This is a genomic window from Variovorax brevis, assembly GCF_030317105.1.
GTDB lineage: Bacteria > Pseudomonadota > Gammaproteobacteria > Burkholderiales > Burkholderiaceae_C > Variovorax > Variovorax brevis.
This window is the reverse complement of record NZ_JASZYG010000002.1, coordinates 368,417-382,404: the sequence shown is the minus strand read 5'-3', so window position 1 is coordinate 382,404 and position 13,988 is coordinate 368,417. Positions and strand designations below refer to the sequence as shown.

At 64.8% G+C, this 13,988-nt stretch carries 11 protein-coding genes; 6 read left to right on the top strand and 5 right to left on the bottom strand.

Annotated elements, in window-relative coordinates; genetic code table 11:
• Positions 1-29: 29 nt before the first annotated feature.
• Positions 30-1,514: a DUF4178 domain-containing protein gene (locus tag QTI66_RS06395; RefSeq protein ID WP_286559027.1), complete on the bottom strand. Its 1,485-nt coding sequence runs from the start codon at positions 1,512-1,514 to the stop codon at positions 30-32.
• A gap of 66 nt (positions 1,515-1,580) precedes the next feature.
• Positions 1,581-2,624 carry an SPFH domain-containing protein gene (locus QTI66_RS06390; protein WP_286558261.1) on the bottom strand — a complete coding sequence of 348 codons (1,044 nt, stop codon included), beginning with the start codon at positions 2,622-2,624 and terminating at the stop codon, positions 1,581-1,583.
• A 173-nt stretch (positions 2,625-2,797) separates the two neighbouring features.
• Here QTI66_RS06390 and QTI66_RS06385 point away from each other — a divergent pair, with 173 nt between their 5' ends.
• The 3 genes from QTI66_RS06385 (at position 2,798) to QTI66_RS06375 (ending at position 6,251) form a co-directional block, all read left to right on the top strand.
• A complete protein-coding gene (locus tag QTI66_RS06385; RefSeq protein WP_444814954.1) occupies positions 2,798-5,164 on the top strand; it encodes an NADP-dependent malic enzyme in 2,367 nt (788 codons plus the stop codon).
• Between the two features lie 181 nt (positions 5,165-5,345).
• On the top strand, positions 5,346-5,759 hold the full coding sequence (locus QTI66_RS06380) for a guanyl-specific ribonuclease (protein WP_286558259.1): 414 nt from the start codon (positions 5,346-5,348) through the stop codon (positions 5,757-5,759).
• Between the two features lie 90 nt (positions 5,760-5,849).
• Positions 5,850-6,251 carry a barstar family protein gene (locus QTI66_RS06375; RefSeq protein WP_286558258.1) on the top strand — a complete coding sequence of 134 codons (402 nt, stop codon included), beginning with the start codon at positions 5,850-5,852 and terminating at the stop codon, positions 6,249-6,251.
• A gap of 255 nt (positions 6,252-6,506) precedes the next feature.
• Here QTI66_RS06375 and rsmA read toward each other — a convergent pair whose 3' ends face one another.
• The 3 genes from rsmA to QTI66_RS06360 are packed head-to-tail and all read right to left on the bottom strand — an operon-like array spanning position 6,507 to position 11,252.
• Positions 6,507-7,280: a 16S rRNA (adenine(1518)-N(6)/adenine(1519)-N(6))-dimethyltransferase RsmA gene (gene rsmA / locus QTI66_RS06370; protein ID WP_286558257.1), complete on the bottom strand. Its 774-nt coding sequence runs from the start codon at positions 7,278-7,280 to the stop codon at positions 6,507-6,509.
• A gap of 19 nt (positions 7,281-7,299) precedes the next feature.
• Positions 7,300-8,802, bottom strand: a complete 1,503-nt coding sequence (locus QTI66_RS06365) for a peptidylprolyl isomerase (RefSeq protein WP_286558256.1) — start codon at positions 8,800-8,802, stop codon at positions 7,300-7,302.
• Between the two features lie 17 nt (positions 8,803-8,819).
• Complete coding sequence (locus QTI66_RS06360; RefSeq protein WP_444814969.1) at positions 8,820-11,252, bottom strand: LPS-assembly protein LptD; 2,433 nt, start codon at positions 11,250-11,252, stop codon at positions 8,820-8,822.
• Positions 11,253-11,385: 133 nt separating this feature from the next.
• Between QTI66_RS06360 and QTI66_RS06355 the strand changes: the two genes are divergently transcribed.
• The 3 genes from QTI66_RS06355 to QTI66_RS06345 all read left to right on the top strand — a co-directional run bounded on the left by QTI66_RS06355 (position 11,386) and on the right by QTI66_RS06345 (position 13,968).
• Positions 11,386-12,486, top strand: a complete 1,101-nt coding sequence (locus tag QTI66_RS06355) for an aminoglycoside phosphotransferase family protein (RefSeq protein ID WP_286558253.1) — start codon at positions 11,386-11,388, stop codon at positions 12,484-12,486.
• 16 nt (positions 12,487-12,502) lie between these two features.
• Entirely contained in the window at positions 12,503-13,246 is a 744-nt protein-coding gene (locus QTI66_RS06350; RefSeq protein WP_286558251.1) for a 16S rRNA (uracil(1498)-N(3))-methyltransferase, read from the top strand.
• Positions 13,247-13,437: 191 nt separating this feature from the next.
• Complete coding sequence (locus tag QTI66_RS06345) at positions 13,438-13,968, top strand: YidB family protein (RefSeq protein WP_286558250.1); 531 nt, start codon at positions 13,438-13,440, stop codon at positions 13,966-13,968.
• Positions 13,969-13,988: the final 20 nt, after the last annotated feature.

Below are 13,988 nucleotides of genomic sequence, written 5' to 3'. Positions count from 1 at the left end.
GCCAAACCTGACGCGACGAAATGAGGGCGTCACTTGTGCCCCCCGCCGCTGGAATACCCACCCCAGGACCCACCGGACGTGCGCGAGCCGCCCGATGATCCGCCGCCGCCGCTGCATGTGCTCAGGATGATGAGCAGCACGATGATGATGACGATGATCAGGATGATCGTGCCGCAGCCCATGCGCGATCCACTGCTGAGCGGCGCCGCGTCGCTGCGCTTGAACAGTTCCTTGTTGTCGTCGAGCTTGAAGGCCGCGGCAACGGCGGCGCTGTCGATCTTGCTGCCCGAAGACCACGTCAGTTCGTTGGCGCTTTGCTCCAGCGACAAGAGCGAGGCGCCGGCGGAAAAATCGCGGTTGAAGGTCTTCTGTCCGCGCTCGACCTTCCAGTAGAACTCACCGGCAACGTAACTGGTCTCGGCGTTGTAGCTGTATTGCAGCTGGTAGCGTTTGCCGAGGTAGGTCGCGCTCTGGGCGCCTTGCGCCATCGTGGGCGCACCGGTCGTCGGACTGACCATGCTCCAGCCGTCTTCCGAATCCACCAGGAAGCTGAACCCGCGCTTTCGGTTGTAGAGCAGGTACTCGCTCCACCCGAAGTGCTCGTCATCGCCGGGCTCGGAGCCCATGCGGTGCTGGAAACCGACCACCTGCCACGGCACGCCTTGCAGCTGACCCGTGGAACCCAGCGCGATGAGGGGCCGGATCGGCTCGTCCTGCTCCGCATGACGCAATTCGCCGCCAATGCCCTGCGACAGGTCGATGATGCTGCTGCATGAACGGCAGGTGATGGTCTTGCTGTCCGCCAGCTTGACGGTCACGGGCGCGCCGCAGTTGGGGCAGTTGAAGCTTCGGCCCGTCTCTTCCTTGGCGGATTCGTCGCGCAGGCCCTTGAGCTGGAGTTCATCGAGCAGGACGGAGCGACCGAGCGAGGCCGTCGGCTCGCTGCCCGAGTAGTCGAGGCTGAGCACCAGCCCCCGGTCGTTCCGCAGTTCGACGACGGCAAAGGCGCGACCCAGTTCCGGCAGCTTGGGCAGTTCCCCCTGGGCAGACGCCAAGGCCACCAGTTCGTTCGAGGCGACGGTATAGCTCTGGCCATTGATGGCCGTCGTCATGCCCGTGCGCAGTGCGCTTGCGGGCGGCGCACCCTGCTGCAGATCCAGCGGCAGCGAGAAGACGTAGGCGCCGTTGTCTTCGCTCAGGACGCCGGTGCGGTCGCCATCCAGTGCCGCGATCCACTCGGTCCAGCGCCCGCCGGCATAGCTGTACTGCAAGCGCCCGATGATCGTGAACGGCTTGTCCTGGATGCGGCCACTCACAAAGAGCTGCAGCGGACTGAAGTCGTCGAACAGCTCCGCCATCTTCCCGATGCGGGCGAGCGTTTCGCCCTGGCGAACGACGGTGCTCTTGCAATAGGGGCAGACGGCGTGCGTCGACTGGGCCGAGCGAAACTCGACCGGCGCGCCGCAACCCGGGCAGGGCGCCCGATAAGCCCGCTCCGATGTCTCAGCCACGATCTCTCGCGGCTTTCAGGGGCATGCCGGAAACACCGGCAAAGCGGCACGCAATGCGCGCAGGCTGGTTCACACCAGCTTCTTCAGCAGTTCGGCCTTCTTCGCGTCGAACTCTTCCTGCGTGAGGATGCCCTTGGTCTTGAGCTCGCCCAGCCTCTCGAGCGTGGTCATGACGTCATTGGGATTGATGACGGCCACGGTGGGTTGTTGTTGCGTGGTTGGCGGGCTGGCGTTGGGATTCAGGCCTTGCGCCAGGTTCTGCGCGAGCACCTGGCCGAGCGCGACACCCGCGCCCAGGCCCATCGCATCGCCGGCGATGCCACCGCCTTGCGCCGAGCCCTCGGCGAACTTCGGAATGGCCTGCGCCGTCTGGTACTGCATGAACTTGCCCATGTCGTTGCCGACCATGCCCATGCCGATTTTCTGGTCGAGGATCTTCTGCAGTTCCTCGGGGAGCGAGACGTTCTGCACCGTGATGGTGTCGAGCTTGATGCCGATCTTTGCGAACTCGGGCACCAGCTGTGCTGCCAGTGCCTGCGCAAAGGCGATCTGGTTGGCCGCAAGGTCGAGAAAGGGCACGCCGCTGGACGCAATGGCGTTGCTGATGTTCTGCAGCACCAGCCCGCGCAATTGCCCGTCAAGGTCTTCCACCGTGTAGATGTCGCGCGTGCCGGAGATCTCGGTATGGAAGAGCTTCGCGTCGCCGATGCGGAAGCTGTAGTTGCCGAAGGCGCGCAGCCGCACGGCGCCGAAGTCCTTGTCGCGCACGGTGATCGGCTGCGGCGTTCCCCATTTCTGGTCGACCTGCTGACGCGTGCTGAAGAAGTAGACGTCGCTCTTGAAGGGGGACTCGAAGAGCTTGTCCCAGTTCTTGAGGTAGGTGAGGACGGGCAAGGTCTGCGTCGTCAGCTTGTACATGCCGGGGCCGAACACGTCGGCCACCTTGCCCTCGTTGACGAACACCGCCACCTGCGATTCGCGAACGGTGAGAGAGCCGCCGTTCTGGATTTCCATGTCCTGCATCGGAAAGCGCCAGGCCAGCGTGCCGTCGCCCGTTTCCGTCCACTGGATGATGTCTATGAACTGCTTCTTGATGAAATCCATCAGCGCCATGGTCGCTCCTCGTTCATGTTTTCCCCAGCGCAGGATATTGCCACACGGCGCGCTGTGGCGGGTTTTGGCGCCCCACGCACTGTTAATTCGAGGTCTACAATCGGCGCCCCTTACACAGTGCCGCGGGCCCGCGCCCCTTGCGTGCAACAGCGGCAGCAGGAGTCAAAACGTTCATGTCCGATCCCACCTCTCCCGGTAGCATGCAAACCTCTGCCAGCAAGCCGCTGAGCGCTGAAGACAAGCGCGCAGAACTACGCCGAGCGGCATTGGAGTACCACGAGTTCCCGGTCCCCGGAAAGATTGCGATTGCTGCTACCAAGCAGGTGGTCAACCAGCGCGACCTGGCCCTGGCCTATTCCCCGGGCGTTGCCGCGCCTTGCGAGGAGATCGTCAAGGACCCGACCAACGCGTTCAAGTACACCGCGCGCGGCAATCTGGTCGCCGTCATCACCAACGGCACGGCCGTGCTGGGCCTGGGTGACATCGGTCCGCTGGCGTCCAAGCCGGTGATGGAAGGCAAGGGCGTCTTGTTCAAGAAGTTCGCCGGTGTCGACGTGTTCGACATCGAGATCGACGAGAAAGACCCGGCCAGGCTGGTCGAGGTGATCGCCGCGCTGGAGCCCACCTTTGGCGCCATCAACCTCGAGGACATCAAGGCGCCGGATTGCTTCTACGTGGAGCGCGAGCTGCGCAAGCGCATGAAGATCCCCGTCTTCCACGACGACCAGCACGGCACGGCCATCACGGTGGCGGCGGCGATGCTCAATGGCCTGAAGGTGGTCGGCAAGGACATCGGCCAGGTCAAGCTCGTGGCTTCGGGCGCGGGTGCGGCGGCCTTGGCGTGTCTGAACCTGCTGCTCAAGGTGGGCCTCAAACGCGAGAACGTTTACGTGACCGATCTGGCCGGCGTGGTCTATGAAGGCCGCACCGAACTGATGGACGACGACAAGCGCCAATATTCGCAAAAGACGTCGGCGCGCACGCTGGCCGAGGTGATCGAAGGCGCGGACGTGTTCCTGGGCCTGTCAGCTGGCGGCGTACTCAAGCCGGCCATGGTGGCCAGCATGGCGCCCAAGCCGGTGATCTTTGCGCTGGCCAATCCCAATCCGGAGATTGCCCCGGAAGACGCGCACGCCGTGCGTGACGACGTCGTCATGGCCACCGGCCGCACGGACTATCCGAACCAGGTCAACAACGTCCTTTGCTTTCCATACATCTTCCGCGGCGCGCTGGACTCCGGCGCGACGACGATCACGGACGAAATGGAGATTGCCGCCGTTCACGCCATCGCCGAACTGGCGCAGGCCGAACAGAGCGAACGCGTCGCTGCCGCCTACGTCGGCGAAAAGCTGAGCTTCGGTCCCGAGTACCTGATCCCCAAGCCTTTCGATCCGCGCCTGATGATGAAGATCGCGCCGGCCGTGGCGAAAGCTGCCGCCGACAGCGGCGTGGCGCTGCGGCCGATCAAGGACATGGACGCCTACCGCGACAAGCTGCAAAGCTTCGTCTATGCCTCCGGCACCACGATGAAGCCCATCTTCGATGCGGCCCGCAGTGCGCCCAGGAAGCGGGTGGCCTTTTGCGAAGGCGAGGAAGAACGCGTCCTGCGCGCCGTGCAGGTGGTGGTGGACGAAGGCGTCGCCCGTCCGACGCTCATCGGCCGTCCGGCCATCATTGCCCAGCGCATCGAGAAGTTCGGCCTGCGGCTGAAGGAGGAGCTCGATTACGACATCGTCAACGTTGAGCAAGACCACCGCTATCGCGACTTCTGGCAGACCTACCACCGGATGACCGAGCGCAAGGGCCAGACGGTGCAAACCGCCAAGATCGAGATGCGCCGGCGCCTGACCCTCATCGGCTCGATGCTGCTGCACAAGGGCGAGGTCGACGGCATGATCTGCGGCACTTGGGGCACGACGCAGACCCATCTGCATTACATCGACCAGGTCATCGGCAAGCGGCCCGGTGGTTGCGCCAGCACACCGCAAGACGTGCCGGTCTACGCCTGCATGAACGGCCTGCTGCTGCCCGATCGCCAGGTATTCCTGGTCGACACGCACGTCAACTACGACCCGACGGCCATCGAACTGGCCGAAATCACGACCATGGCCGCGGAGGAAATGATGCGCTTTGGCATCAAGCCCAAGGCCGCGCTGTTGTCGCACTCGAATTTCGGCACCAGCAACCATCCCAGCGCCGTCAAGATGCGCCAGACGCTGGACCTGCTGCGAGAGCAGGCGCCCTGGCTGGAGGTCGATGGCGAGATGCACGGCGACGTGGCGCTCGACGGCAAGCAGCGCTCCGTGGTCATGCCGCACAGCGCGCTGGCCGGGGACGCCAATCTGCTGGTGTTCCCGAACATCGATTCGGCAAACATTGCTTACAACTTACTCAAGACTGCGGCCGGCGGAAACATTGCGATCGGCCCGGTTTTGCTCGGCGCGGCAAAACCTGTTCACATTCTTACGGCGAGCGCGACAGTTCGACGAATTGTGAACATGACGGCGCTCACCGTGGCGGACGCGAACGCCGACCGTTAAAGGCCACAAACGGAAGCGACTGCTAACTTCTGTTAGCTTTCTGGCCACTCCACGCCTGCCCAATCCTTGGGCAGGCGCTTGCTATTTATGCGCGGCTAGTGCACACTGGCGGGCTTGAATTCGCGGGTTAACCCCAAGGTTTTACTCCGATTCGACCCCCGCACTTTTCCGCGTTACCCCCATGGCGTTTCTCGCCTCCCGTACGTCCTCTTTAAAAAAGTTTGCGCTCACTAGCTTCGTGCTGGTTGCGTTGGCTACTGGAGCACAAGCACGGGATTGGTTCGGCAGCACGGACAAAGCGCCACAGCAAGGGTCGATTGCGCTGTCAGATTTGCCGGCGCAGGGACGACAAACCTATGAAGCCATTTTGAATGGCGGCCCGTTTCGGCATGAGAAAGATGGCAGTGTGTTCGGCAATCGCGAACGCATCCTGCCGCGCGAACCGCGCGGCCACTATCGCGAATACACGGTGGAGACGCCGGGTTCCCGCGATCGGGGAGCACGTCGCATCGTGTGTGGAGGTGAGCGTGCTGCACCCGTGGCCTGCTGGTATACGGCAGACCACTATGCGAGCTTTCGGCGCATCGTGCCATGAGTTGTGATTTGGCAAGTTACTGGATTGGAGAGGCGTGCTACCGCGCGACCTGATGAGATGTTGACGACGACTATGGAAAGACCAGCGGAGATGAACGTATCCCTTCGTGGCGTGCGCCCGAATATCGTGCAGTCGATTCGCGCGTTCCGCGTGAGCGACCTGCAGGAAGCGGCGCATGCGGCGGGCCAGCATTTCCTGTATGCAAACCTGGGCAACGCCCAGAGCAAGCAGGACGTGCTCGACCTGATTGCACAGCAGTTCATGTTCCCCATGCACTTTGGCAAGAACTTCGACGCGCTGTATGACTGCATGACGGATCCGCTGCACAAATCGGGCCCGCAGCCTGGTTTCGTCATCGTGCTCGAGCAGATTCCTGCGAACGCCAAGTTCGACAAGGAAGCGCGCGAGCAGCTGCTGGACATCTTCCGCGACGCCTCCGACTACTGGGGGGACCGGAAGATACCGTTCAGGTGCTTCTATTCTTTTCTGTAGCCCGTTCTGCACAAGCTAGCCAAGCAGAACGGGCTAACGAGGCTCAGGAAGGCGTTGCTGCCACCGGCACCGCTGAAGCATCGGCCGACGCATCGGCCGATCCCACGGCGGAAAAGATGCCGACGGACAAGCTGCTGGACGTGTCGCCGCTGGCGCTGCGCATGAGCAGCCCCTTCAACGCCGGCTACTGGTTGGCCGCAGCGTAGGCTCGCTCCCTGCGGTGAAAACAAGGCGCCCGTTTCGACGGGCGCTTTTTTATGGCGCGACGGTTTGCGCGAGGGTCACGTATTCGTGCACTGGCACCTCTTCGGCGCGGCGCTGGGTGTCGAACTGGCCGTCGAAGTCGTGCGCTTCGAGCCACTTGCCTAGGGAATGGCGCAGCAGCTTGCGGCGCTGGCTGAAGGCCACCTGGACGATCTCCCCGAAGCGCTTCACGTCCAGCACGGCGGGTGCCGCACGGGGCACCATGCGCACGATGGCACTGTCCACGCGCGGCGGCGGGTCGAAGCTCTCGGGCGGAACGAAGAGCACGTTCTCCATTTCATAGCGCCACTGCAGCATCACGCTCAGGCGGCCGTAGTCGGAGGTGGCCGGCGCCGCCACCATGCGGTCAATCACTTCCTTTTGCAGCATGAAGTGCTGGTCGGCGATGACGTGCGCAGAGTCCAGCAAATGGAACAGGATGGGCGTGGAAATGTTGTAGGGCAGGTTGCCCACCACTCGCATGGCAGCCGCCTTGCCGGGCGCCAGCCGGGCTGCCAGCGCGCCGAAATCCACCCGCAGCACATCGGATTCGATGACGTCGAGCTGGCCATGGTTGCGCAGCCGCGCTGCCAGGTCGCGGTCGAGTTCAATGACGGTCAGGCGGCCAAGGCGCTCGACCAACGGCTGGGTCAAGGCTGCGAGACCGGGGCCGATCTCCACCATTGGGTCGCCCGGCAACGGCGCGATCTCGCGCACGATGGCGTCGATGATCCCGGCGTCAGACAGGAAGTGTTGGCCGAATCGCTTGCGCGGAATGTGTTTCACGTGAGCTGGGCGTTCACGCTCAGGACTGCGGCGCTTCGCGGTACTCCACGTAGGCGCGACCGCGAACCTCCTGGGTCCAGGTGTCGTAAGCCTCGTCCATGCGCTTGTTGCGCAGCACCTCGCGTGCTGCATCGCGCTGCTCGGTCTGCGAGAGCTTGGCCTCGCGCCGGCCCTCGACCTGAATCAGGTGAACGCCAAAGCGCGACACCACCGGATCGCTGACCTGGCCCGGTGCCAGCCGGTTCATGGCATCCTCGAATTCCGGCACGAACTGACCCGGCCGGGACCAGCCGAGTTCGCCGCCGTCCTTGGCGCTGCCGTCTTGCGAGTTGTCGCGAGCCAGCCCCGCAAAAGTCGCTGTGCCGCCATCGATGCGTTTCTTGAATTCGGCCAGCTGCGCCACCGCTTGTGCGGTGGTGCGCTTGTCGTCGGTGCGCAGCAGGATGTGGCGAACCTGCGTTTGCGTGACGGTGGCGGTGCCCTCGCCAATCTGCGACTTGGACAAGACCTTGAGCACGTGGAAGCCCGCACCCGAGCGGACGGGGCCGGCAATGCCACCCACCGGCGTTGATTGCGTCGCTTCGGTGAACAGGCCGGGATAGCGGTCCGCGCTGCGCAGGCCGAGCGCGCCGCCGTTGGCCTTGTCGGGAGCATCAGACGACTGGCCAGCCAGCGCTGCAAAGTCTTCGCCGGAACGTGCGCGCACTGCAATGGCCTGGGCCTTTTGCTCCAGTGTCGCGACCTGCGCGGCCGTTGCATTCTCCGGCACCGCGACGAGAACGTGCGCGATGTTGATCTCCTGCAGGGGCGACGCCTTGCCGGAGGTGGTGGCATTGGCCCGCTGGTCGCGAATGTATTGGTCAACCTCGAGATCGCTGATCTTCACACGCGGCTCGACTTCGCGTTCGCGCAGGCGCGACAGCGTCAGCTGCGTGCGCAAGTCCTCGCGAAAGGCTTGCACGGTCATCCCTTCAGCGCCAATGCGCCGACGCAGTTCAATCAGCGTCATCTGGTTTTGCCGCGCAACGCCTTCTTCCGCCTGGTCGATGGCCAGGTCGTCGATCTTGATTCCCGTCTCCTTGGCCAGTTGCAGCTGGGCCTTCTCGGAAATGATGCGCTCCAGCGCCATGCGGTTCAGTTCGGTGCGCGGAATGCGTTGCACGTCGGCGCCACCCTGCTTCAGCGCCCGGTTGACCCGCGTCTGCACATCGGTGTTGGTGATGGGCTCGGAGTTGACCAGCGCAACGATGTATTCGGCCGAGCGTTGCACCGGCGGCCCGGCTGGCGCCGTCGAAGCCGCGGCCGGTGCCGGTGCAGGCGCCGGCGCCGCGGCTGGCGGTGCTGCCTGTGGTGCAGCGATCCCCGGGCCCGCGCGCATGATGTCCGTGATGCCGCGCGGCGCCGGTGCGGGCGCCGGCGCCGTCTTGGCTGGCGCCGCGCGTGTGCCTTGCGCCTGTGCGCCCGCTGCCGCGGCCAAGACTGCCAGGCAGACCAAAGAGTGGGGAATACGGGAATGGCTCATGGCGGAACTCGGATGTGTCAGTCGTAATTGGTAAAGCGGCTCGGCCCGGGTGCCGGTTGACGCAGGGGCTGGTAGCGCTGGATGTTCTGTTGCAGCGATCGCATCGGGCTGGTGCCCACGGCCGCAAAGCCCACGAACTCCAGCTGGAACATCAGGCGGGTGTTCGCGGTCGCGAGGCCGGTCGTCAGGCGTTCCAGGACGATCCGGCCGATCCAGCAGCAGCCATCGTATTCCAGACCGACGATTCCGTCCGTCATCTTGTTGTCGGACAGGCTGTAGTTGAGGCGGCCGACCGCGTACCAGCGCCCGCCGCCCTGGCCCCTTCCGGGGCCCAAGTCCTGTCCCTTGTCGCCCCACAGGTCGTTCAGCGGCCATTGCCAGCCGATGTCGATGGATTTGCTTCCCGCGGGAATGGTCTGGCTGGGGGCCTGGTAACGGTAGGCAGCGCTCACCGTGCGATAGGGCCCCGGGCTGTAGCGCCCGCCCACGGTGGTTCGCGTCGAGTCCATGGTGTCGGGGTCTACCTGGACCGTGGCCTCCGTGCTCCACCTGGGCGACCAGTTGATCTGCGCGCCCATCAGGATGTCGCTGTACTTGTCGGTGATGGGTCCGGCGCCAGCCGTTGGAATGAAGACGTCCTGATCCTTGAACCGGACGCTCTGCGCAATGCCGAAGCGCGCAGCCTCGGCGCCCGTGTCAGGATCGATCAGGCGTGAGGTGAGACCCAGGGTCGCCAGCTGGCTGTCCGAAATGCGGTCGTTGCCGGAAAACGCGTTCTCCGTAAACAGGGTCGCGAAGCTGACGTCGTTTTGCGCCGAGTCATAGACCGGCAGCTTGGTCTGGTCGCGAAAGGGCGTGTAGACGTAGTAGGCCCGCGGCTCCAGCGTCTGGGTGAACGCGCGGCCGAAGTAGTTGGCGTCGCGCTCGAATACGAGGCCGCTGTCCAGGCTGAACGTCGGCACGACCCGGGTCGCACTGTTCTGCCCGAAGAAGGGCGTATCGAACTGGTAGGCGGTTGCGTTCAGCATGACCTTCGGAATCACGAACGAGCCCGGCGTGAGAAACGGGCGGCTCAACGACGCCACGCCGAACAGGCGCTGGCCGTCCGGCTGCGGCGGCTGGGTGGGGTAGAGCAACTGCTGCAGCGCCGCGTCACCCCGAAAATAGGTGTAGTCCGCGTTGAACGAAAAATCAAAGCCGCGGAAGTCGTACTTGTTGTAGTTCGCCGTGACCTGCGGCATGCGGTCGTACGGCGGCACGATGGTCGAATCGGGCTGCTGCAAGGTCTGGTACGACAGCGCCCGAAACTGCCCGTTGAAGTCGCCCTTGGTCCAGTTCACCGAGCCGTCGTTGGACAGCAGGCGCTGGGTGAACGACGGCGTGCGCTGGAAGTCGCTCCAGTAGTTGTCGTCGCTCACGCGGTTGATGTTGAGCGAACCGGTCAGCGAATCCAGCCCCAGCGACTTGCTGTCGAAGGTTTGCTGGTGGCGCGTCCAGATGCCCCAGCGCTCGCGGTTGCGCAGGCTGTCGGTGGGCATGTAGTCCACGCGCGCCTCGCCGCTGTAGGTGTTCTCGAGGTAGCGGAAGTCGTTCCCGAAGTTCACACCGCGCTTGCTCATCACCGTGGGCGTGAACGTCGCGTCGCGATTGGGGGCGATGTTCCAGTAGTACGGCGTGGTGAGCTCGATGCCGTTCGTGTTGTCCAGCCCGAAAATCGGCGGCAGCAGCCCGCTCTTGCGATCGTTCGTGAGCGGAAAGCTGATCGACGGCAGCGCCGGCGTGGTAATGCCCTTGAAGCTGATCCGTGCGTCCTTGGCCACGCCGACGTTCTCTTCGGTGTCCGCCTCGATCGTGGCCGCACTGATGATCCACGCGGGCATCCAGCCCGGGTAGTCCTCGCGGCGGCAGGTCGTGTAGGTGGCGTTGCGGGCAATCGAGGTGTATTCGTCCAGGAAGTCGATGCGCGCCGCATCGCCATGGCCGCCTGTCGCCAGGAAACGGTAGCGCACGCTGTTGAAGAAGCCTTCGAAGGTTTCGATCTTCAACTGCAGCTCCGGCCCTTCGTACACGTTGCCGGCCTGGTTGACGCGCACGTGGCCGGTGGCCTTGGCGGTGTCGTCGGGTGCGTAGTACTCGAGCCGATCGGCCGTGATCGCGGTGTCGCCCTTGCGCAGGGACGCGTTGCCCTCGATCACGGTGTCGAGGTCGGGACGGCCGGAGATCTTGTCGCCGTTGACGAAGTCAGGCAGTTCGCCGCGCTTGTCCTTGTTGAGCAACTCGGGCAATCGGGGCGTGGGCTTGAGCGTGAGCGGTGCCTCCAGGGGGTCGGCGCTCACTGCCGGCGCATCCTGCGCCATTGCAAACTGCGCGTGCAACAACGCGACCGACAACAGGGCCAGCGGCAGGGGCGGGGGATACCGACGCCGGATGGCACGGGTCAAATCAAGCATCGGCAAGAGACAGGTATTTCGTGGTGCGATTGGGGCACAGTGGCGCGGGCAGGTTGCGAGATGGCTGCGGGCCAACTGCTGTCTCCCCATCGCGCGGCCGCTGTCAGGGACGGATTTGTAGAATCAATTATCCATGACAGCCACTTCGACACCCGCTCTCGACGCCAACGCCGATCCGGCGCGCTCCATTGCATGGAGCGATCCGCTTCGCGCGCAGGCCTTCGAGGCTTGGCTGGCGCGCATCGCCCCAAGCCAAAAGCTGCAGCCCACGACCGTGCGCCTGGCATCCGCCGACGCCAGTTTCCGGCGCTATTTCCGCATCGATGCCAGCGGCGATGCCGCCACCCGCATCGTGATGGACGCGCCGCCCGACAAGGAAAACAGCGCGCCCTTCGTGAAGGTGGCGCAATTGATGTCGCAGGCCGGCGTGTCGGCACCACAGGTGCTGGACTGGGACCAGGACCACGGCTTCCTGCTGCTGGACGACCTCGGCACGCAAACCATGCTGGACGTGATCGACCCAGCCAATCCGCAAGCGGCGCGGCCGATGTACGACGAGGCCATCGAAGCGCTGGTGCGCTGGCAACTGTCGTCGAAGCCGGGCGTGTTGCCACCTTATGACGAGGCCCTGCTGCGGCGGGAGCTCGCGCTTTTCCCCGACTGGTACGTTGCGAAACACCGCAGCACACCCATCGAAGGCAAGCTGGCCGAAACGCTGTCGCACGCGTTTGACCTGATCGTGCGCAGCAACCTTGCCGCGCCCAGCGTGTTCGTGCATCGCGACTTCATGCCGCGCAACCTCATGGTCCGGCCCGGCTCCGGCGTACTGGGCGTGCTCGATTTCCAGGACGCCGTGTACGGCCCCATCACCTATGACATCGCCAGCCTCATGCGCGATGCGTTCCTCAGCTGGGATGAAGAGTTCGTCATCGACGTCACCGTGCGCTACTGGGAGGCTGCGCGCAAGGCGGGTCTGCCGGTGGACGATGACTTCGGCGACTTCTACCGCGCCGTCGAGTGGATGGGACTGCAACGCCACCTGAAGGTGGCAGGCATCTTCGCGCGGCTGACCTTGCGCGATGGCAAGCCTCGCTACCTGGCCGACACACCGCGTTTCCTGGCTTACATCCGCGCCACCGCCAACCGATACCGCCAGTTGGGCCCGCTGCTCAAGGCCATCGACGAGATCGAAGGCATCGAGGCGGGCATCGGCTACGCCTTCGGACGCGTCTAGCGCGGCCGGGCGCCTCATGCCGCGATTTCATTGTCCCGTCGCGCTGGTGCCTGGCGCGACGCTGGCCCTGCCAGCAGGCGCGGCCCGCCATGTGCAGGTGCTTCGCCTGCAACCGGGCGACGCGATCACCCTGTTCGATGGCCGTGCCGGTGAACACCAGGCCACGGTGGAGCGCATGGGCCGCAGCGAAGTGGTGGTGACCGTTGGCGAGCACAACCCCGTCGAGCGCGAACCCGAAAGGGCCGTGCACCTTGCCGTCGGCATGCCCGCGAACGAGCGCATGGACTGGCTGGTCGAAAAGGCGACCGAACTGGGCGTCGCGAGCATCCAGCCCTTGATGACGGCCCATGGCGTGCTGCGCCTGTCAGGCGAGCGTGCGGACAAGAAGCGCACGCATTGGGAGGCGATCGCCATTGCGGCGTGCGAGCAGTGTGGGCGCAACCGTGTTCCCGTGGTGCATGCGGTCCAGACGTACGCGAAATGGCTCGAATCCCTGTGCGAAAGCGATCAATCGTCCGGCGTCCAGCGCCTGGTGCTGAGTTTGAGTGAGGGCACGCGCGGCCTCACCGGCGTGGACAACACCGGTCCCGCTGTGCTCGTGCTCAGCGGCCCCGAAGGCGGCCTCAGCAACGACGAAGACGCCCAGGCGCGCGCCGCAGGATTTGCCGCCATCACCCTCGGGCCACGTGTGCTGCGAGCGGAAACGGCCGCATTGGCCGCGCTCGTTCAACTCGCCAGTGAGCGCGCGCGCACGGCGTGACAGAAAGCGCCCGAGGCGCGCAGAATCGCCTCGTGACGACGCCAGGAATCTCCCGGGCCCGTCCCACCGCAAGGCGCGGGCGAGGCCTTGCCTCATGCCGCGAGCAAATTGCCGCGGCCTCCGTTTCTCGCTCGACGCACCGCCCGTCCATGGACAATCGGCGGCTCTGTCACAACATCGAGGGGTAAATCATGGGATTGCTTGATTCAGTTCTAGGTCAGGTACTTGGCGGCGGGCAACAACAGCCCGGCCAAGCTGGGGCAACGGGCGGCAGCGGCCTGGAAGGGCTTGGCGCCTTGGCGGGCCTGGGAAGCCTGGGCGCGCTCGGCGGCGGGGCTGGCGGTGACACGGGTGGTCTCGCCGGCGGCCTGGCCGGTGCGCTGGGCGGCCTTCTGGCGAATGACGGAGAGAACGCCGGGCTGGGAGGCCTGATCTCGAAGTTCCAGCAAGCGGGCATGGGTGACGCGGTGAATTCATGGGTCGGCACGGGCGAGAACCAGCCCATCTCCGGTCAGCAATTGCAGGGCGCCCTTGGCAGCGACGCCATCGCGGGCATCGCCTCCAAGCTGGGCATCAACGCGTCGACGCTGCTGCCTTTGCTCGCCACCATGCTGCCCGTCGTGATCAACCAGTTGACGCCGCAGGGCAAGGTGCCGGAACAGGGCGTGGGCAACCAGCAGGACCTGATCGGTTCGCTCACCAGCATGCTGACGCGCGGCTGAAGCCACGCGCCGCCGACCGG